The sequence below is a fragment of the Streptomyces sp. 3N207 genome, from assembly GCF_052246355.1.
GTDB lineage: Bacteria > Actinomycetota > Actinomycetes > Streptomycetales > Streptomycetaceae > Streptomyces.
This window is the reverse complement of the sequence record NZ_JBQQBV010000020.1, coordinates 37,188-55,961: the sequence shown is the minus strand read 5'-3', so window position 1 is coordinate 55,961 and position 18,774 is coordinate 37,188. Positions and strand designations below refer to the sequence as shown.

17 protein-coding genes are annotated in these 18,774 nt (G+C 70.8%); 6 read left to right on the top strand and 11 right to left on the bottom strand.

Going from position 1 to position 18,774, the window contains the following annotated elements:
• Window positions 1-1,533: a sugar transferase gene (locus ACTWP9_RS27115; protein WP_443248902.1), complete on the bottom strand. Its 1,533-nt coding sequence runs from the start codon at window positions 1,531-1,533 to the stop codon at window positions 1-3.
• 305 nt (window positions 1,534-1,838) lie between these two features.
• Between ACTWP9_RS27115 and ACTWP9_RS27110 the strand changes: the two genes are divergently transcribed.
• Together ACTWP9_RS27110 and ACTWP9_RS27105 are read left to right on the top strand one after the other, a co-directional pair.
• Window positions 1,839-2,612, top strand: coding sequence for an SDR family NAD(P)-dependent oxidoreductase (locus ACTWP9_RS27110; protein WP_443248901.1), 774 nt, complete (start codon window positions 1,839-1,841; stop codon window positions 2,610-2,612).
• Window positions 2,613-2,686: 74 nt separating this feature from the next.
• Entirely contained in the window at window positions 2,687-3,049 is a 363-nt protein-coding gene (locus tag ACTWP9_RS27105) for a MerR family transcriptional regulator (RefSeq protein ID WP_443248900.1), read from the top strand.
• A 155-nt stretch (window positions 3,050-3,204) separates the two neighbouring features.
• Here ACTWP9_RS27105 and ACTWP9_RS27100 read toward each other — a convergent pair whose 3' ends face one another.
• Window positions 3,205-4,398 carry an RtcB family protein gene (locus tag ACTWP9_RS27100; protein WP_443248899.1) on the bottom strand — a complete coding sequence of 398 codons (1,194 nt, stop codon included), beginning with the start codon at window positions 4,396-4,398 and terminating at the stop codon, window positions 3,205-3,207.
• Between the two features lie 214 nt (window positions 4,399-4,612).
• Here ACTWP9_RS27100 and ACTWP9_RS27095 point away from each other — a divergent pair, with 214 nt between their 5' ends.
• The 3 genes from ACTWP9_RS27095 to ACTWP9_RS27085 are packed head-to-tail and all read left to right on the top strand — an operon-like array spanning window position 4,613 to window position 7,779.
• The gene (locus ACTWP9_RS27095; RefSeq protein ID WP_443248898.1) at window positions 4,613-5,062 is read left to right on the top strand and encodes a hypothetical protein; all 450 of its coding nucleotides are present in this window, start codon (window positions 4,613-4,615) and stop codon (window positions 5,060-5,062) included.
• 27 nt (window positions 5,063-5,089) lie between these two features.
• Window positions 5,090-7,240, top strand: coding sequence for a hypothetical protein (locus ACTWP9_RS27090; protein ID WP_443248897.1), 2,151 nt, complete (start codon window positions 5,090-5,092; stop codon window positions 7,238-7,240).
• Window positions 7,237-7,779: a hypothetical protein gene (locus ACTWP9_RS27085; protein WP_443248896.1), complete on the top strand. Its 543-nt coding sequence runs from the start codon at window positions 7,237-7,239 to the stop codon at window positions 7,777-7,779. Before ACTWP9_RS27090 ends, ACTWP9_RS27085 begins: the two co-directional genes overlap by 4 nt.
• A gap of 35 nt (window positions 7,780-7,814) precedes the next feature.
• On the opposite strand, the gene ACTWP9_RS27080 is transcribed toward ACTWP9_RS27085, so the two are convergent.
• Window positions 7,815-8,513, bottom strand: a complete 699-nt coding sequence (locus tag ACTWP9_RS27080; protein ID WP_443248895.1) for a biliverdin-producing heme oxygenase — start codon at window positions 8,511-8,513, stop codon at window positions 7,815-7,817.
• 146 nt (window positions 8,514-8,659) lie between these two features.
• Window positions 8,660-9,517: a type I methionyl aminopeptidase gene (gene map, locus ACTWP9_RS27075; protein WP_443248894.1), complete on the bottom strand. Its 858-nt coding sequence runs from the start codon at window positions 9,515-9,517 to the stop codon at window positions 8,660-8,662.
• 107 nt (window positions 9,518-9,624) lie between these two features.
• Between map and ACTWP9_RS27070 the strand changes: the two genes are divergently transcribed.
• Window positions 9,625-9,870: a hypothetical protein gene (locus ACTWP9_RS27070; protein WP_443248893.1), complete on the top strand. Its 246-nt coding sequence runs from the start codon at window positions 9,625-9,627 to the stop codon at window positions 9,868-9,870.
• A 13-nt stretch (window positions 9,871-9,883) separates the two neighbouring features.
• Here ACTWP9_RS27070 and ACTWP9_RS27065 read toward each other — a convergent pair whose 3' ends face one another.
• The 7 genes from ACTWP9_RS27065 to ACTWP9_RS27035 form a co-directional block, all read right to left on the bottom strand.
• Window positions 9,884-11,176, bottom strand: a complete 1,293-nt coding sequence (locus ACTWP9_RS27065) for an MFS transporter (RefSeq protein WP_443248892.1) — start codon at window positions 11,174-11,176, stop codon at window positions 9,884-9,886.
• 64 nt (window positions 11,177-11,240) lie between these two features.
• Window positions 11,241-13,148 carry a DUF2264 domain-containing protein gene (locus ACTWP9_RS27060; protein WP_443248975.1) on the bottom strand — a complete coding sequence of 636 codons (1,908 nt, stop codon included), beginning with the start codon at window positions 13,146-13,148 and terminating at the stop codon, window positions 11,241-11,243.
• An 8-nt stretch (window positions 13,149-13,156) separates the two neighbouring features.
• Complete coding sequence (locus ACTWP9_RS27055) at window positions 13,157-14,167, bottom strand: hydroxyacid dehydrogenase (protein WP_443248891.1); 1,011 nt, start codon at window positions 14,165-14,167, stop codon at window positions 13,157-13,159.
• 47 nt (window positions 14,168-14,214) lie between these two features.
• On the bottom strand, window positions 14,215-15,087 hold the full coding sequence (locus ACTWP9_RS27050) for a carbohydrate ABC transporter permease (RefSeq protein WP_443248890.1): 873 nt from the start codon (window positions 15,085-15,087) through the stop codon (window positions 14,215-14,217).
• Window positions 15,084-16,130, bottom strand: a complete 1,047-nt coding sequence (locus ACTWP9_RS27045) for a carbohydrate ABC transporter permease (RefSeq protein ID WP_443248889.1) — start codon at window positions 16,128-16,130, stop codon at window positions 15,084-15,086. Before ACTWP9_RS27045 ends, ACTWP9_RS27050 begins: the two co-directional genes overlap by 4 nt.
• Window positions 16,127-17,476 (bottom strand): ABC transporter substrate-binding protein, encoded by a 1,350-nt coding sequence (locus ACTWP9_RS27040; RefSeq protein WP_443248888.1) that lies wholly within the window; start codon window positions 17,474-17,476, stop codon window positions 16,127-16,129. The genes ACTWP9_RS27045 and ACTWP9_RS27040 overlap by 4 nt, the downstream gene beginning before the upstream one ends.
• Before the next feature lie 190 nt (window positions 17,477-17,666).
• Complete coding sequence (locus ACTWP9_RS27035; RefSeq protein ID WP_443248887.1) at window positions 17,667-18,749, bottom strand: substrate-binding domain-containing protein; 1,083 nt, start codon at window positions 18,747-18,749, stop codon at window positions 17,667-17,669.
• Between the last annotated feature and the right edge of the window lie 25 nt (window positions 18,750-18,774).

Genomic DNA, 18,774 nt, shown 5'->3' with positions numbered 1-18,774 from the left:
TCAGTACGCCCCCCGTCCGTCGACCACAGCCCGCACGGTGCGGGCCAGCAGGTCCAGATCAGTGGTGAGCGACCAGTTGTCGGCGTACCGCAAATCCAGCGCCAAGCTCTCGTCCCAGGACAGGTCCGACCGCCCGCTGACCTGCCACGGGCCGGTCAGTCCTGGCTTGACCAGCAGCCGCCGCAACGCAGTTGCCCCGTAGGCGGCGACCTCCTCCGGGAGCGGGGGCCGCGGGCCCACCAATGACATCTCGCCGCGCACCACGTTCAGCAGCTGCGGCAGTTCGTCGAGGGAGGTGCGGCGCAGCACCCGGCCCACCCTGGTGATCCGGGGGTCGGCCCGCATCTTGAACAGCGGGCCGTCCACCTCGTTCGCGGCGAGGAGCTGGGGCCGCAGCCGGTCGGCGTCGACGGCCATGGAGCGGAACTTCCACATGGTGAAGGGCACCCCGCGGTGGCCGATCCGGGTCTGCCGGTAGAACGCGGGCCCGGCCGAGTCGAGCCGTACCACCAGCGCGATGAGCGCGAACAGCGGGGCGAGCAGCACCAGTCCCAGCGCGGCGCCCGTCCGGTCCAGTGCTGCCTTGAGGGCGAGCTGCGGGCCGCGCCGTACCGGCGGGTCCACATGCAGCAGATGCAGCCCGGCGGCGGTGGAGGGCCGTACCCGGCGCAGCGCCACATCGGCCAGCCCCGAGGCGATCACCAACGGCAGTCCCGCGTCCTGCACCGCCCAGGTCAGCGTGCGCAGCCGCTCGCCGCTCAGCAGCGAACCGGGAGTCACCAGCACGGTGTCGGCGGCGTGCAGCCGTGCCGCGGCCACCACCGCGGCCCCGTCCGCGCCGCCGCCCTCCGGCCCCTGCGGGTCGGCCTCCAGCTGCCCGGCCTCCGGGACGCCGCTGCGGTTGGCCGTGGGGCCGACCGGTACGGCGCCGATGACGACGTACGGATGGTCGGTCCGGCTCGCCAGCTGCTCCACCACCCGGTCCACGGCGTTGCCCTCGCCGACCACCAGCGCCCGCTGCACGGCGTGCGCTTCGCGGCGCTGGCCCGTCAGGTGACGATGTGTCAATGACCGGCAGACGGTGGTGAGCAGCAGCGCCGGCGCGAGCGCGAGGAGTGCGACGGCGGGTGGTGAGTGCTCGCCCGTCAGTACGCGGGCGACGGCGAGCAGCCCGAGGAGCGTCAGCCAGTCGCGCAGGGTGGTCAGCACTCCCCGCGTCTCCCCGAGCCAGCGCCGGCCGTACCGCCGGTGCGCTGTCAGCACCCCTAACCAGGTGAGCGTGGCCGTCGCGGTGGCCGCGGCGATGTGCGACTGCCCGGCCTGGTGGAAGAAGAACGCCACCGGAAGCGCGATGCCGACGGTGTCGACGGCGAGCGCCACAGGCCGGTACCAGCCGGACTTGTCCCTGATCTCGCGGGCACCGGACCGCTCCGGCCCCTTACCCCTGCTGCCCCTCCTGCCGCTGCCGCCTCTCCCCATCACCGGCCAGGCCGGTCTCCCCACCTCGGACACGAACGCAGAGTCGCGCCGCATGAACCCCCCCAGGTACACGGATCCCCCCACGGCGCACCTGACCCCGCCCCATTTAGTGGAGATGCGCCGACTGCCCAGACCTTAAGCCATATGAGCACTCTGCGTACCCAGGTGTTCACTTCCGCACAAGAAGTGCGGAGAGTGCGGTGGGGGTTGTCGGGCAGTGCGCGTAGATTCCGGGCGATTCACTGCGCAGAATCCCCGCCGGAGAACGCTGCGTGCTCCGGTCCTGGTCCCGGCCTCGCGCAAAGCGCCCGGCGCCCGGCTTGACCTTGACGCCGACGGCAGGGTTCGAGGATGCGGGCATGACCGAGAACACCCGCAGCCCGCAGCCCCGTACCGTCGTCGTCACCGGAGCCGGAACCGGCATCGGCCGGGCCACGGCGCGTGCCTTCGCCGCGCAGGGAGCGCATGTCGTGGCCGTCGGCCGCCGTACCGCACCGCTTCAGGAGACCGCCGCGGAGCCCGGCCCCGGCGCCATCACCCCGTTCGCCGCCGACCTCACCGACGAGGACGCGCCCGAGCGCATCGTGGTTGCCGCGCTGGAGGCGACCGGACGGCTCGACGTGCTCGTCAACAACGCCGGAATCGTCAGCGCAGAGAGCCTGGGCGACTACACCCGCGAGAGCATCGACACCCAGCTGGCCACCAATCTCACCGCGCCCGTCCTGCTGACGCAGGCCGCGCTCCCCGCGCTCGAGGCGGCCCCCGCGGGCGGCGTGGTCGTCAACGTCAGTACGTCCGTCGGCCAGCGCGCCTGGCCCGGCAACTCCCTTTATGCCGCCACCAAGACCGCACTCGAACTCCTCACCCGCAGCTGGGCCGTTGACCTGGCACCGCACGGGATCCGGGTGGCCGCCGTGGCGCCGGGCGCCGTCGACACCCCCATCGGCGAGCACCGCGGCCTCGGCCCCGAGCAGCGCCGGGCGATCCGCGAGTGGCAGATCGCCCACACCCCCCTGGGCCGCGTCGGCCGGCCCGAGGAAGTGGCCTGGGCCGTCGTCGGACTGGCCGCCCCCGAGGCGTCGTTCGTCACCGGCGCCGTACTGCCGGTGGACGGGGGAGCGGTGCTGGCATGACAGCTCCTGTAGGGACGGCCATACCTGCCACGCTGCCCGCCGTGATAACACTCCCTCCGGGAGGTGGTGGCAGCATGCGGATCGGAGAGCTGGCACGGCGGACGGGTACGACGGCGCGGGCGCTGAGGCACTACGAGCAGGCGGGCCTGCTCACCTCCCGGCGCGCACCGAACGGCTACCGCGTCTACGACGCCGCTGCCGAGGTCCGCGTCCGCAATATCCGCTACCTCCTGGATGCCGGGCTGACCCTGGAGGATGTCGGCTTCTTCGCCGCCTGTCTGGACGGCGACATGGCCACCGTCCCGCCCTCCCGGGAGGGCCTGCGCATCGCTCAGGAGCGGCTCGCCGTCCTGGAGGCCCGGATCGCCGCCCAGACCGAGGCCCGCGACCGGCTGCGCGACGCGCTGCGGAGTGCGACGGTACGGACGGTGGCCTGACCCGTCGGCTTGCCCGTTCGGGAAGGCGGGCACCCAGGTGCCGTCGGCCCGGGCGCGGTCCGGAGCAGGACCGGCGATGAGTCACCTCATCGCCGGTCACCCCCGATGAGACCCCCTCCCCCGAGAGGGCCCCTGCTCCGCCCGCCGGGCCTCGGTCAGCCCTTCACGCACACGACCTGCCGCAGCTTGGCGACGACCTCCACCAGATCCCGCTGCTGGTCGATGACGCGCTCGATCGGCTTGTAGGCGCCGGGAATCTCGTCCACCACGCCCGCGTCCTTGCGGCACTCCACCCCGCGCGTCTGCTCCGCGAGATCCTGCTCGGAGAACCTCCGCTTGGCGGCGTTCCGGCTCATGCGCCGACCCGCGCCGTGCGAGGCGGAGTTGAACGAGGCCGCATTGCCGAGGCCCTTGACGATGTACGAGCCGGTGCCCATCGAGCCCGGGATGATGCCGAACTCGCCGCCGCCCGCGCGGATCGCGCCCTTACGGGTGACGAGCAGGTCCATCCCCTCGTAACTCTCCTCCGCCACATAGTTGTGGTGGCAGGAGATGGTCTCCTCGAAGACCGGCTTCGCCTTCTTGAACTCCTTGCGGACCACGTCCTTGAGCAGACCCATCATCAGCGCCCGGTTGTACTTGGCGTACTCCTGGGCCCAGAACAGATCGTGCCGGTAGGCCGCCATCTGCGGGGTGTCCTTGACGAAGACGGCCAGATCGCGGTCGACCAGGCCCTGGTTGTGCGGGAGCTTCTGCGCCTCGCCGATGTGGAAGTCCGCGAGCTCCTTGCCGATGTTCCGCGAACCGGAGTGCAGCATCAGCCACACCTGGTCCGTGGTGTCCAGGCACACCTCGATGAAGTGGTTGCCCCCGCCCAGCGTCCCCATCTGCTTGGTGGCCCGCTCCTGCCGGAACCGTACGGACTCGGCGACGCCGCCGAAGCGCGCCCAGAAGTCGTCCCAGCCCGAGGTCGGCAGCCCGTGCACATCGCCGGGCTCCACCGGCTCGTCGTGCATGCCCCGCCCCACCGGAATGGCCTGCTCGATCTTCGAGCGCAGCCGCGAGAGGTCCCCCGGCAGATCGTTGGCCGTCAGCGACGTACGCACCGCCGACATCCCGCACCCGATGTCCACCCCCACGGCCGCCGGGCAGACCGCGCCGTGCATCGCGATGACCGAGCCGACGGTCGCGCCCTTTCCGTAGTGCACATCGGGCATCACCGCGAGCCCCTTGATCCACGGAAGCGTCGCCACGTTCTGGAGCTGCCGCAGCGCCGCGTCCTCCACCGTGCCGGGGTCCGTCCACATCCGGATCGGCACCCGGGCCCCGGGCATCTCCACGTACGACATGAGTGTCCAACTCCCCCGTCTTCGACCAAACGCAGCAAAACTGCATACAAGTTGGAAGCCCGCCCCCGTGACGGCCTTCCCGCGGCCTTCATTGTGCGCCGCTACGCACCTGCGTCGGCAAAGGGTTTTCACTGAGGGCCCTTTCCTGCCCGGTTGCTATGTATGCGTCAGGCAACTACGTTGAGTTTTTTGCTATGCGCAGAGCGTATGGGGGGTGTCAGTAGTGTCTTTCGCCGAGTGGGAAGAGGCGAAGGCGAACACCGCGCAGGAGACCGACGCGACCAGGATGCGGCTCAACGGTTATTCGGCCGCCGACCATCCCGGCCCGCACGACGGCAAGTCGGACCTGGTGGTGAACGACGACGAGCTGGGCAAGCTCGGGAACATGGCGTACGGCCTGCGCCATCAACTCACGGTCGACGGAAAGCACGCGCGCACGTCGTCGTACGAGGCGGCGGGGTCGCTGTCGCACGACGGCTGCGACATGGGTGAGGCATTGAGCGAGCTGTGTGACGCCTGGGACACCAAGCTCAAGACGCTCAAGGACGCCTGTGGCCGGATCTCCAACCACCTGGACTTCACCAAGGCAGCCCACGGCAGAGACGAGGACAAGATCACGACGGCCATGTCGTCCATCGCGGCGATCGACGACCGGATCAAGTAGGCGGCCGACGGGCGGGGGAGAGGCAACATGGCCAAGACGGAGAAAATGACCGTAGCTCAGCTTCGGGATCTACGCCTGGGCAAGCTGCACACCGCGATCACCGACTGGAAGGAAATGGTCGAGCGCCTGCGCGACCTGCACGACGGCAGTGGCAAGGGCGGCGCGAGCAAGGGCGGACCGACGACAGCCGTCCACTTCCAGTCGGCCGTGGCCAAGGCGGACTGGGCCGGGACGAACGCTCTTGTGACGCAGCAGTTCGTCGGCAAGACCGCCAGACAGTTCGGGCAACTGCTCGAAGAGGCACAGGATGTGCTGGGGCTGCTGAAGTCGGCCCACAAGGCGTTCGCCGGCCACAAGAGCGATCTGGAGAAGGTCGTCGACGACGTCGCAAAGGACAACATCTACATCAACGACAAGGGACTCGGTACCGCGTCCGTACCCCCGCAGGCGGTCGCCGGCGACGCCGAGATCAAGCCTCCCGACGACGGCCAGATCCGCGCCGCGGAGAAGCGCGTCGAGCGTGTGCTGTGGGACGCGGCGGAGACCGACCGCATCATCGCCCGCGAGCTGCGGGCCATCGCCAAGCGCAAGTACGACTTCTCCGGCGCAGCAGCCGACAGCGTCAAGGGTGCCGACAAGCGCCAGGGCAAGGCGGACGCGGAGCACTGGGCCAAGCGGTTCAAGGACGGCAAGGTCAAGGTCTGGGAACTGGACGACAAGGAACTGAGGCGCTTCAACTCCGCGCTGGAGAATCAGCGGGACAACCCCGCATTCACCGAGACGTTCGCAACGAGGATGGGCGGGGAGGACACCCTCCAGTTCTGGCGCGACCTCGCCGACCCCGGCCACGGCGACACCCCGGAGGGAGACCGGGCCAAGCTGCTCGACCACATCCAGGGCAACCTGAGCATGAGCCTGGCCAACGCCACCCGCCAGGACACCCCGGCCATGAACGCCTGGGAGAACGAGGTCATCAAGGCGGGCACCAAGCAGTTCGGCCACGAGGGCATCATGGCCAAGCCCTACGGCTTCCAGATCATGAGCAGCCTGATGGGCAAGGGCACGTTCGACCAGGGCTTCCTCGACCGGTACGGCGATGCCATGTACAAGTTCGAGCGGGGCAAGCGGGACGCGCCCTCCGCCTGGGGGCTCGTCGCCATGGGCACGGACCTCGACCCGGGTGACAAGTCCACCGGCGCGGACCCGATGACCGGCTACCTCAAGGCCCTCAGTCACAACCCCGACGCCGCCACGAAGGTCTTCGACGACCCCGACAGGGCCGACTATCTGCTCAGGGACCGCGTCTACTTCGACGAGGACCGGCCCAACAGCATGGGCCCCCGCGACGGCGTCAACCTCCCCTCCCGCGAAGCCCTGGGCGACGCCCTGTTCGCCGCCGGCAGCGGCATGAACCCGGACGACCCCACGGCCACCTACGTCAAGCACACCCCCGAGCACGACTCCGTCTTCCGGGGCGCGCTGGAACGGCTTGCCGACCAGAAGGACGACATGCCCGCCGAAGTCCGCGACGACATGGCCAAGCTGATGGGGAATCACGGGACCGACACGCATATGACGATGGGTGGGTCACCGGACGATGAGCAGGTCCTCGACCGCGGGGACCTGCTGGAGGTCTCCAAGCAGATCTCCCGTGACCCGCACAGCTACCAGGTCCTCAACGAGTCTATGAACGCCGCGATGGTCCACGACATCCATACCGAGAAGGAGGATCCGGAGGACAGTCTTAATCGGGTGGGCCGTACGGTGGGCTTCCTGGAGGACGCCCGCCACCAGGCGATCGGTGATCAGAAGGCCGAGGACATCAAGGAGGCCGGCTGGGGAGCCAAGGGCATGGGCGGCTACCTGGTGGTCGGGACGGCGGCCTCTCTCCTGCCGTGGGGCGGAGGCCATGTGGACCACGCGGCGTTCGCGGTCAGCAAGGCCCTGGTCGAGGATGAGAGCGCTCGGATCGAGGATGAGGCTCTCAACGAGAACCAGGAGCTCGCGAAGAGGCAGAAACTCCGAGTCGGTGCGCTGAAGGATGAGTGGTACAGCGTCAACTCCGAATGGGCGCGCAACGAAACTGGCTTTTCGGAAGATCACGGCGCCTGGGACAAGATCAGTGGAGCCGTGAACGACGGCTGGAACGAGGCCAAGAAGGATCGCGGCAAGACATGAACACCGAACGCACTCGCCGGGCCCTGACCTTGGCACTCCTGACGCCTCTTCTTCTCCTGCTCCCTGGCTGCTTCGGCGGTCGGGATTATGCCGTTCCGCGCAAGATCTGCGGCGTGAAAATGCCGAAGGACGCGGTCGAACCACTGCTGCCGGACGGGGACAAGCTGCATCAGAGCCTGCGGCCCATCGATGAGTCCCTCACCGACTGCACTGCGAGCGTTGCCGGCAACCTCTCCTTCGTGGACGTGGAAATCGTCACGCTGGACAAGCCGCTGACGGCCGATGACAAACGAGTGTCGCTCACGGCCCTGAAGCACGCACGAAGCGTGAACGTTCCCGGAACGCACTGGGCCGTGCAGGGAGACAGCGGCATCCATCTGTCCACGCCGTGCGGCGGCTCGTACACCGATTCACTGGCCTTCCGGTTCTCGTTCGGTCAGGACCGGAAGGGGGCCGAGGTCACCCGCCGCAACACTCTCCGTTTCGCGGAGGCATTCGTCGACGGTCAGAAAAAGGAGGAGGGCTGCACCGCAAACTGAGCGGGCAGCCCTCCCGGCCCGGTCGGCCCGCGGGGTTACGCGCTCAGCCGGAACTGGGTGCCCAACTCGCGGAAGACGGCGGTGTTCAGGGCGAAGGCGTGCTTGCACTCGTCCACGATGCGGCGCTTTTCCAGTTCGTCGCAGGGGAGGGCGTCCAGCAGGGCGCGGTATTCGCGTTTGAAGGCGGCGGGGTTGTCGATGGCGTCGAAGACGTAGAACCGGACCCCGTCGCCCTTGCGGGCGAAGCCCCAGGTCTTCTCGGCGGTGCCGCGGATGATCTGGCCGCCGGAGAGGTCGCCGAGGTAGCGGGTGTAGTGGTGGGCGACATAGCCGCCGGGCCACTCGCGGCCGAGCTCGGCGATGCGCGCGGCGTAGGCGGCGGTGGCGGGCAGCGGGGTGAGGCCCTCGCGCCAGTCGGCCCTGCCGGCGTGCAGATGGGTCAGGTCCCGCTCCAGCGCCGGCAGCCGGAAGAGTTCGCCGCGGACGAAGGGGCCCGCCACGGGGTCGTGGGTCAACTTGTCGGCGGCGCCTTCCAGCGCGCCGTAGATGAACCAGAGCTGCTCGGTGTAGCGGGTGTACGCCGCCACGCCGAGCCTGCCGCCGAGCATCTCGCTCATGAAAGAGGAGTTCTCGGCCTCGGTGTGCTGCTCATGGGATGCGGTACGGATGAGGGCGGAGAAGTCCGGCGGAGTGTCGTGCGAAGTGTCCTGCGAGTGCGATGCGGCGGACGGCAAGGCTGGCTCCCAAAAACGACAGCGAGGTGCGGGGCTCCGACACGGTGCGATCCTGCTACTTAGGCTTACCTAAGTCAAGCAGTTGCCGACACCTTGTCGGAAAACCTGTACCCCGCCCGCCCGCCGCGGAAGCGTCCGCCGGACCGCTACGGAAGCGTCAGAATCTCCGCGCCGCTCTCCGTCACCACCAGCGTGTGCTCGAACTGCGCCGTGCGCTTGCGGTCCTTGGTGACGACCGTCCAGCCGTCCTCCCACATGTCCCACTCGTACGTGCCCAGCGTCAGCATCGGCTCGATGGTGAAGGTCATGCCGGGCCGTATGACGGTGGTGGCACGCGGGTCGTCGTAGTGCGGGACGATCAGCCCGGAGTGGAACGAGCTGTTGATGCCGTGACCGGTGAAGTCGCGGACCACGCCGTAGCCGAACCGTTTCGCGTACGACTCGATGACCCGGCCGACGATGTTGAGCTGGCGGCCCGGCCTGACGGCCTTGATCGCGCGGTTCAGCGCCTCGCGGGTCCGCTCCACCAGCAGCCGCGACTCCTCGTCCACGTCCCCGCACAGGTAGGTGGCGTTGTTGTCGCCGTGCACACCGTCGAGGTACGCGGTCACGTCCAGGTTCACGATGTCGCCGTCGCGCAGCACCGTGGAATCGGGGATGCCATGGCAGATCACCTCGTTGACGGAGGTGCACAGCGACTTGGGGAACTGCCGGTAGCCCAGCGTGGAGGGGTAGGCACCGTGGTCGATCATGTACGCGTGCGCCACCTCGTCCAGCTTGTCCGTGGTGACGCCCGGGGCGATGTGCTTGGCCGCCTCTTCCATGGCGCGGGCGGCGATACGCCCGGCGACGCGCATCTTCTCCACCGTCTCGGCGTCCTGCACCTCGGGCCCGTCGTAGGGGGTGGGTGCGGGCTTGCCGACGTATTCGGGACGCGGGATCGAGGCGGGCACGGCGCGGGGCGGAGAGAGCGTGCCGGGGACGAGGAGTGACTGGCCAGACATGTCTGCGAGTCTAATCCGGGCCGCCGGCTCCGCTCCGGCCGCGGTCGCCTGCGGCCGGGGGCCTCCGCGGGGCTGCGCCCGGTGCGCAGTTGCGGGATCATGTCGGTATGGCTCTGTTCAAGCGCAAGACGGTCGGCAAGCCCGGAGAGTGGTTCTTCAACGTCGAGACCGGCACCGTCGAGGAGGGCCCGCAGTCGCCGGGCAAGGACCGGATGGGTCCCTACGCGAGCCGCGAGGAGGCGGCCCAGGCGCTGGAGACCGCACGGGAGCGCACCTCCGAGTGGGAGAACGACCCGCGCTGGCACGACCGCGACGGAGGACGCGACGGGGGAGACGACACGGGCCGCGGTTGACGGCGGCGCGGCCTCAGCCCTCGCCGGCTGCTGCCGCGCCCTCCCCGCCCGGTGCTGCCGCGCCCTCCCTGGCCGTCCGTACCGCCTGTGCGTGCTCGCTGGTGCGGGCGTCGTACGCCAGCAGCTTCGGCAGGGCCGCGGCCAGCAGTGCCACGCCTGCCACACACGCCAGCCCGCCCGACCACACGGACGTACGGACCGAGGTGAGCGAGGCCACCCCGCCCGAGCGGACCTGTCCCAGCTGCGGGCCCGCCGAGAAGGACAGCAGCTCGATTCCGGCGAGCCTGCCGCGCAGCCCGTCCGGGATGGTCTGGTTCCACATCGTCGAGCGGAAGATCCCGCTGATCATGTCGAAGGCGCCGGAGAGGACGAGGAAGAACAGCACCAGCCACACGTTGCGCACCACCCCCGCCACCGTCATCGCCGCGCCCCAGCCCGCGGCGGCCAGCAGCACGGCGAGCCCGTGCCGGTGCACCCGCGACGTCCAGCCGCTGGTCGCGCTCACCAGCATCGAGCCGAACGGCAGCGCCGCGTACATCAGGCCCAGCGACCACTGCGCGTCCAGCTGGTCGGCCAGGAACGGGAAGAGCGCGATCGGGAACGCGAACAGCATCGCGACGATGTCCACCGTGTACGTGCCCAGCAACTCCTTGCGGCCCCACGCGTACCGCGCGCCTTCCCGGATCCGGCGCAGCGACGGCTTCGCGGCGTCGTGCGCGGGCGGTGAGGCGGCCAGCCGCAGCGCCATCACAAGCGACAGCGCGTACGTCGCCAGGTCGATGGCGTACGCCGTCTCCAGGCCCGCGTAGGCGATCAGGATGCCCGCGAGAGCGGGTCCGGCGACGCCGCCCACCTGCCAGCGCAGCGAGTTGAGCGCCGCCGCAGCGCTGAGCTGCGCGTGTGCGACGATCCGCGGCAGGATCGCGTCCAGCGCGGGCCGCTGGACGCCGGTCAGCGCACTGCTGAGCGCCGCCGCGACGTACAGCGGCCACACCATCGGCTGCGGCAGCAGTGTGTTGAGCAGCAGCCCCAGCGCCACGGCGCCCAGCGCGGCCTCGCTGCCCAGGATCAGCGTGCGCCGGTCGAAGGCGTCGGCGAGCGCCCCGCCGTACAGCCCGAACACGATCAGCGGCACCAGTTCCACGGCCCCCAGCGCGCCGACGGCCGCGGCCGAGCCGGTCAGCTCCTTCAGCTGGAGGGGCAGCGCGACGAACGTGAGGAAGCTGCCGAAGGTGGTGATCAGGCCCGCGGTCCACAAGATGCGGAAGTCGCGTGACTCCCGCCAAGGGGAGAGATCCGGAAGCACGAGGGGGCATCCTTCCGGCCCCGGACAAGGGGGAGCAACCGGATTTCGCCCGCTTCGCAACCCCTCAGCCGGCGCCGGCCTCCTCGACAGCCGGCGGATCGAAGGTGACCCGCACCCGCCCGCCGCCGTCGCCCCAGGCGATCTCCAGGGCCGCCGTCCCTTCGGCCACCGACACCCGCGGCGCAGCGCTCCCGGTGCTGTCGCCGAGCACGGCCGCCGCCGCGCACACCCCGGTGCCGCTCACCTCTCCCTCCACTACCGGCACCCGCACCCACCGCGCGTACGCGGTCCCGTGCGGGGCCCGCAGCGGGTCGGCCGCCGCGAGGCCGTGGAGCGGCAGCAGATCCGTCCCCGGCGCTTCGCCGGCCGCCCAGCCCGTGAGCCGGATCCGGGTACCGGCGGGAGCGCCCACCACCCGGTGTGCCCGTACCTCCCAGCGTCCGCGTACCACCGTCACGCTCTCCACCCGCAGCGACGGCGGCGCCGGTACGTCGGCCGGGAAGACGGGCCGGTGCCAGGATGCCGCCCAGCCCCACTCCCCGTCCGCGGCCGATGCGGCGCCCAGCGGGTGGACACGCCGCCGTACGCTCCAGGTGCCGGGCCGCGCCGGGAGTTGGAGCGCCAGGTGGTTGTCGGGCGGGTTGTCGCGTGCTGTCGGCCCTGTGGCGGTGGAGTACGCGAAGCGCGCGTACAGCGGGTCCTCCTCCTCGAACAGCTCGCCCTGCCACGGCCGTACGGTGTCGCTGCCGTGGTTGTGCAGCCGGACCAGCCCGTCGCTGCCGGTCGACTGGAGAAGCAGCCCCGGTGCGGCCACCGCCAGCGCCCGGTCGGGACCCTCGCTCGGTGCGGCCTCCTCGGTCGCCGTCCACAGGGGATCGCCGGGCGGTACGAGCAGCGCCACGAAACCCTTCGACGCCCAGTACGGAGACGCCGGGCCCGAATACGTCTGCAGCGTCGCGGCGTGCGGGCCGTGCCAGCCCAGGGTCAGCAGACCGTCGTCGCCGACCGCGCCCCGGTCGAGGAAGTAGCGCAGTGCCCCGCTCAGCAGCCGCCGGGAGACACCGGGGGACAGCGGCGTATGCCCGGTCAGCGCGCCGAGGCCGACGGCGGCGCAGGCGGCGAAGCGGTAGGTGAGGGAGCGGCCGAAGTGCAGCGGGGCGCCGTCGCCGCCGAACATCGGTGCGTAGCTCGACAGATGGTCGCGCAGCCGGGGACCGTAGCGGGCCGACAGCGCCTCGTCGCCCGCGAGATGGGCGTGCAGCAGCGGGTAGAGGTGCAGCGCCCAGCCGTTGTAGTGGTCGAAGGCGCGGCCGTCACCGTCCGCATACCACCCCTCGCCGCGCCACCAGCCCTCCAGCAGCTCCAGCCCTCGTTCGATCGCGGCCCCCGTCTCCGCGTCGCCGCGCCCCACCGACTCCAGAAAGCCCGCGACGGAGAGCGGGAACAGATACCAGTTGTTCGGCGCCGGGGTGTGCCGCAGCGCACCCCGCAGCCACTCCTCGGCCCGGTCCCGGGTGGCGTCCTCCAGCCGGTCCCACAGCCACGGCCGGGTCAGCCGCAGCCCCAGCGCGACCGAGGCGGCCTCCACCATCGGCTGGCCCGCGATGGTGTAGTCGAGGACCGGCGGCCACGACTCGGCATCCTCGCGGCCCGGCGTACGGGTGCCCGCCTCCAGTCCCTCCGCGTAGCGCTCCAGCAGCCCCGCGGGGTCAGCACCGTTGCCGCCCGCCGTGCGGAAGGCCGCCGCCAGGAACGTCCGCGCATATCCTTCGAGCCCGTCCGAGCGGGTGCCGGAGCGGGAGGGCCGCCCCGGCAGATCCAGCAGCGCCCCGCGCGGGGTGGCCCACCGCCACGCGGCCCGCAACAGCCCGTCGGCCGCGGCCTCCCAGTGGGCGCGGGTGTAGCCGGTACGGGGGCTGAGGGAGTGGTCGAGCGGGGGTATGCCGAGCGCGCCGGGTCCGCCTGCTGCCATGGGCTCCGTCACGCAAGGAGCTCCTTCCGGTCGGGGTGTACGGCATGCGCGAAGCCCTCGCCCGCCGCCCAGCGGCGCACCTCCTGGAGGGTCAGCTCCGCCAGCCGGTCCAGCTCGTTGCCCTGCGAGCCCGCCAGATGCGGGGTGAGCAGCGTGTTCTCGCACTCCCACAGCGGATGGTCCACCGGCAGCGCCTCGGGCTCCGTGACATCCAGCACCGCGTGGATACGGCCGCTGAGCAGCTGTGTGGTGAGGGCTTCCTGGTCGACGACCGCGCCGCGTGCGGTGTTGATCAGCGTTGCGCCGTCCCGCAGCCGGGCGAGCAGCTCACCGCTGACCAGGCCGCGGGTCGCGGGGAGGAGCGGGGTGTGCACGCTGACCACGTCGGATGCGGCGAACAGTTCGGCCGGCTCCGCCTTGGCCGCACCGAGCGCCGCCGCCTCGGCTTCGCCGACGTACGGGTCGTGGAGGAGGACCCGCAGATCGTGGGCGCGGAGCAGTTCCATGACGCGGCGGCCGACGAGGGAGGCGCTCAGAATGCCCACGGTGCGGCGGTAGTTGCCGAGGGCCGGATCGGGGAAGAGCCAGTCCTCGCGGGCGCGCTGCTGCCGATAGGCACGGGCTGCGGGCAGTACCCGCTTGTTCGCCAGCAGGATCATGGCGAGCGTGTACTCGGCGACGGGCGCCGCGTTCGCCGCCGCCGCGGTGGACACCTCGATGCCGCGGGCCCAGCATTCCGGGGTGAGGTGGCCCCGTACGCTGCCCGCCGTGTGCGCGACGGCACACAACCGCGGGGCGTGCGCGAGCACTTCGGCGTCCAGCGGTGGGCAGCCCCAGCCGGTGACGAGGAGCTCCACCTCGTGCAGGACTTCGCGGGCCGTCCGGGTGGTGAAGTCCGTCAGCACCGGCTCGGCGAGGTCGACCACCTCGCCGAGCCGGCGCCGTACGGCGGGCTTCACGACTGCGTCCGCCGCCCGCTTGTCCATGGCGAGAGCGGCGACTGGCTTGGTGCGGGGCATGTGGCTCCTGGTTCGTTGTCTTGCGGGGCACCCGTCCAGCCCCTCGTTCACTTCACGCTGCCCGCGGTCAGGCCGGACTTCCAGTAGCGCTGGAGCAGCACGAAGGCGGCGATCAGGGGGAGGACGGCCAGCAGGGAGCCCGCTATGACGACGGGGTAGTAGTCCGGTGTCACCACAGCGGAACTGTTCCAGACGTAGAGCCCGAGGCTCACCGGGAAGAGCGAGTGGTCGGACAGCATCACCATGGGCAGGAAGAAGTTGTTCCAGATCGCGGTGAGCTGGAACAGGAACACCGTCACCACCCCGGGCCCCAGCATCCGCAACGCGACCCGGAAGTAGGACGCCAGCTCGCCCGCGCCGTCCACCCGGGCGGCCTCCAGCACCTCGTCGGGGACATATCCCTGGCTGAAGGCCCGCCCCAGATACACCCCGAAGGGATTGAACAGCACGGGGATGAACACCGACCAGAAGGTGTTCACCACCCCCACCTTCGACGCCATCAGATACAGCGGCAGCGCCAGCACGGTGGGCGGCACCATGACGCCCGCCAGCACCAGCCCGAACAGCTTCTCCTTGCCGCGGAAGCGGTACTTGTCGAAGGCGTACCCGCACGCGACGCTCACCATGGAGCCCAGCGCCGCGCCCAGCACCGCGTACAGCAGGCTGTTGACGTACCAGCGCCCGTAGATGCCGTCCTCCATGGCGAACAGCGTGGAGAGGTTGTCGGCGAGCGAGAAGTCGCCCAGCGAGAGCAGGTCGCTGCGGAAGAGCGCGTCCCGGTTCTTGGCGGCGGCCAGCAGCAGCCACAGCACCGGCAGCAGGGTGTAGAGGACGGACAGTCCCACGACGGCGTTGACGGCGGTCCGCCCCAGCAGCCGGGGCCGCACGGCACGCGGAGCCGCGGAAGCGGTGGCACTCATCGGGAATCCTCCTCTGCCGCGGCGTCCGCAAAGCCCCCGCCGCCCGCCCCCGTACGGTTGCTCCACCGGCTCAGCCCGTACGACAGCGCGACGGTGACGGCGAGTACGACCACCGAGGCGGCGGCTGCCAGGCCGTAGTTGTTCCGGGTGAAGGCGGCGTCGTAGATGTACATGTTCGGCGTGTAGCGGCTGCCGACCACCGGCGTGGTCTGGCTGATCAGCATCGGTTCGGTGAACAGCTGGAGCGACCAGATCAGCGTGAACATCGCCACCATCACGGCGGACGCACGCACCAGCGGCACCTTGATCTGCAGCGCGGTACGGACCGGTCCGGCGCCGTCCACCAGCGCGGCCTCCGTCAGCTCGCGCGGCACGGCCTGGAGAGCCGCGTAGAAGATGACGACGTTGTAGCCGAGGTTGCTCCACATCGCGATGTTCACGACGGACGGCAGGATGGTGTCCGCACCGAGGAAGTCGACGGTGATGTCGGCCTTGCCCAGCGCCTCGACGACCGGGCTCAGACCCGGCGTGTACAGATACAGCCAGATGACGGCGGCGATGATGCCGGGCACCGCGTGCGGCAGGAACAGCGCCAGCTGGGCCGTCCGCCGCAGCCGCGCCGCACCCGAGTCCAGCAGCAGCGCCAGCGCGAGCGCCAGCACCACCATCAGCGGGAGGTAGACCAGACAGTAGAGCGCGGTGGTGCCCAGGCCCGCGAGGAAGGTGGGGTCGGAGAGCACGGCCCGGTAGCTGCGCAGCCCGGCGAAGACGGTGTGCTCCGGGCCGAAGCCGAGCCCGGGCTGGTCGTCCTGGAAGAAGCTGAGCCACACCGCACCGCCCACCGGCACCAGGAAGACGACGACCAGCAGCACGAAGAACGGCGTCATCAGCGCGGCACAGGCGCCCAGTTGCCGCCGCCGTGCGGTGCGGCCCGCCCTGCTCTGCGGAACGGCGGCGGGGCGGGCGCCGGCGCCGGTGCCGGTGCCGGTGCCGGTATCTGTGCCCGCACCCGGTCCCGTCTCCGGAACGGCGGTCGTGCTCATCGGGACCCCTCCCGCGCGTTCAGCCCGAGGGATTTCAGGTCCGGCATCGTCGCGCGCTGGCCCGCGCGCAACGCGTCCAGCACGGTGCCCTCCCCCTCGCCGACGCGGGCCAGCCGGTCCTGGACGGTCTTGAGGGTGGCCGTCATCCGCGGGCCCCACTTCCACTGGCCGGAGATATGGCCGGCCTCGCGCCGGAAGAGGGAGTAGATGTCCTGGCCGGCGAAGAAGCTGGTGTCCATCGCCTTCCGGGCGACGGGCACCAGCCCGGTCGCGGCCGGATACTGGCTGCTGATCCCGCTGGAGAGCCGGGCCTTGAGCGCTTCGGGGCTGGAGACCTGCCACTCGATGAAGTCCATGGCCTCCTTCGGGTGCCGGCTGTCCTTGGTGATGGCGAACGTGGAGCCGCCGTGCGTGCCGACATGCGGATGAGCCGGGTCCCACTGGGGCATCGGGGCCACCCCCCATTTGCCCTTCTGGCCCGGCTGGGAGGACATCGTCCCGCCCGCGTCCCAGGCGCCGGACAGCTTGCCGAACACCTCGCCCCTGCCGACCTGTGCCGAACCCTCCTGGGTGTCCACCGAGTTGAGGAAGACCAGCTTCTGGTCGATCAGCCGCTGCCAGTACGCGGCCACCTTCCGGGTCGGCTTGTCCGTCATGGAGACGGTCCAGGTCCCGTCGCGGGTGTCGAACCAGCGCGCTCCCGCCTGCCAGGCCCAGCTCGCCAGTTGGGTGCCGCCGTCGGTGGGGCAGGTGGCGATACGCGAGCCGGGCGCAGCGCGTTTGATCTGCCGCGCCGCCTTCTCGAACTGGGCCCAGGTGCGCGGTACGGCGATGCCGTGCTTCTTGAACAGGTCGCGGCGGTAGAGGAAGACCATCGGCTCCACGTCCAGCGGCACGCTGAAGGTGCGGCCCTCGAACGTGGTCAGTGCCAGCGCCTGCGGCAGCAGTTTCTTCCGCAGCCGTTCACTGACCAGGGGCGTGATGTCGCGGGCGACTCCGTCGATGGCGAAGCCGGGGACCTGCGGGTATTCGAGGGTGGCGACGTCGGGCGCATTGCCGGCCCGGGCCGCGTTGCTCAGCTTGGCGTACCCGCCCTGGTTGCCGGCGGGGATCTGCTGGAAGTCGACGTGGACGCGGCGCTGGCTCTTGTTGTAGGCGTCCACCACCTCCTGACTGCCGCGCAGTGCGGACCAGAAGGTGAGGTGGACGGGACCCTTGCCCGCCGCCTCGGCGCGGGCTCCGGTGGCCGTGGCACCGCCGGTGCAGGCGGCGGTCAGCAGGAGAGGGAGCGCGGCGAGAGCGGTCAGCGCGGTGCGGATGAACCGTGGGATACGGCGGCCGTGCACGGTGGATGCCTCCTTCACGGGAGGGGGACATCCGCATCCTGATCGCTCGAACGAAGAGGGTCAATGGATCGATCAGGAGAAAATAAAACGGTCAAACGATCGTGCGAGGGCGGGAGTTGGCCTCCCGGGGAGAGGCAGCTCGCGGCCCCCGCAGGTCAGCTGTCGGTCCTCATCGGTCAGCCCGCATCCGTCACGGCGCGACCTCCGCCGTGGAGCCCCGCACCTTGAGCTCCGGCAACAGCTCGATCCGGCGTACCGCCTCCGGCGCCGCGCCCCGCGGATGGTGCAGCCGGCGCAGCAGCAGCTCGGCAGCCGCCCGGCCGATCTCCTCCTTCGGCGGCGCGACGGCCGTCAGCGGCGGACTGCCCAGCGCCGCCACCACATCGTCGTACGCCACCACCGAACAGTCCTCCGGCACCCGTACGCCCTGCTCACGCAACTGCTGCACCAGCATCAGCGCGTCCACGTCCGCGTGCAGTACGGCGGCCGTCGCCCCGTGCTCACGCAGCACCGCGGGCAGATCGACGACCGACTCCGGGCGCCGTTCCGCGCCCTCGCCCTGGCCCGCGCTGAGCACCACCGCCCATCGGGCCACCTCCTCCCGCCCGTTCGCGATCTGCGCGAACGCGGCCCGGAGCGTACGCGCCGTGGGGCTGTCGTCCCGGGCAGCGAGCACGATGCGGCGGTGACCCAGCGACACCAGGTGGTCCAGCGCGAGATGGGCGCCGTACCAGTGGTCGCTGCGAACCGAGTCATGGGCGTGCAGCGGCGAGCCACAGGGAGGGCGGCGCTCCATCAGGACGGCGGGGACGGCGAGTTCGGCCAGCCATTCCTCGTCCTGCACCGCGGAGTCGGCGGTGTGCCAGCGCGGCGAGACCAGCAGTCCGCGCACTCCCTGCTGCACCGCCTGCCGGGCCATCGCCTGTTCGGCGCCGGGCTGGTGCGGGGCGATGTGCAGGGCCATCCGGACACCGGCCGCCTCCAGTGCGGCCCGTGCGCCGTGCACCGCCTCGAACAGATAGGAGTGGTTCTCCGGAACGATCAGCCCCACGGCCGGCGCCGAGGCGTCGTGCTGCGCCGGCACCGGCGAGAGCGAGCGCGCCACCCCGTGCCCCCGCCGCAACTGCCCCAGCCGCGCCAGCTCTTCCACGTCGCGGCGCAGCGTCACCACCGACACATCCAGCTCGGCGGCCAGCTGTGTCACCCGCACCTCGCCCCGCGTACGGACCGCCTCCAGCACCCTCTCCCGCCTCACGGCAGCCCCCTCGCGCACGGCGGTATCCCTTTCGTTTGACCGT

Bases quoted from the DNA above. Each gene is read 5' to 3' on its own strand.
- ACTWP9_RS27115 (WP_443248902.1), bottom strand. From the start codon at position 1,533: ATGCGGCGCGACTCTGCGTTCGTGTCCGAGGTGGGGAGACCGGCCTGG.
- ACTWP9_RS27110 (WP_443248901.1), top strand. From the start codon at position 1,839: ATGACCGAGAACACCCGCAGCCCGCAGCCCCGTACCGTCGTCGTCACC.
- ACTWP9_RS27105 (WP_443248900.1), top strand. From the start codon at position 2,687: ATGCGGATCGGAGAGCTGGCACGGCGGACGGGTACGACGGCGCGGGCG.
- ACTWP9_RS27100 (WP_443248899.1), bottom strand. From the start codon at position 4,398: ATGTCGTACGTGGAGATGCCCGGGGCCCGGGTGCCGATCCGGATGTGG.
- ACTWP9_RS27090 (WP_443248897.1), top strand. From the start codon at position 5,090: ATGGCCAAGACGGAGAAAATGACCGTAGCTCAGCTTCGGGATCTACGC.
- ACTWP9_RS27085 (WP_443248896.1), top strand. From the start codon at position 7,237: ATGAACACCGAACGCACTCGCCGGGCCCTGACCTTGGCACTCCTGACG.
- map (WP_443248894.1), bottom strand. From the start codon at position 9,517: ATGTCTGGCCAGTCACTCCTCGTCCCCGGCACGCTCTCTCCGCCCCGC.
- ACTWP9_RS27070 (WP_443248893.1), top strand. From the start codon at position 9,625: ATGGCTCTGTTCAAGCGCAAGACGGTCGGCAAGCCCGGAGAGTGGTTC.
- ACTWP9_RS27060 (WP_443248975.1), bottom strand. From the start codon at position 13,148: ATGGCAGCAGGCGGACCCGGCGCGCTCGGCATACCCCCGCTCGACCAC.
- ACTWP9_RS27055 (WP_443248891.1), bottom strand. From the start codon at position 14,167: ATGCCCCGCACCAAGCCAGTCGCCGCTCTCGCCATGGACAAGCGGGCG.
- ACTWP9_RS27050 (WP_443248890.1), bottom strand. From the start codon at position 15,087: ATGAGTGCCACCGCTTCCGCGGCTCCGCGTGCCGTGCGGCCCCGGCTG.
- ACTWP9_RS27045 (WP_443248889.1), bottom strand. From the start codon at position 16,130: ATGAGCACGACCGCCGTTCCGGAGACGGGACCGGGTGCGGGCACAGAT.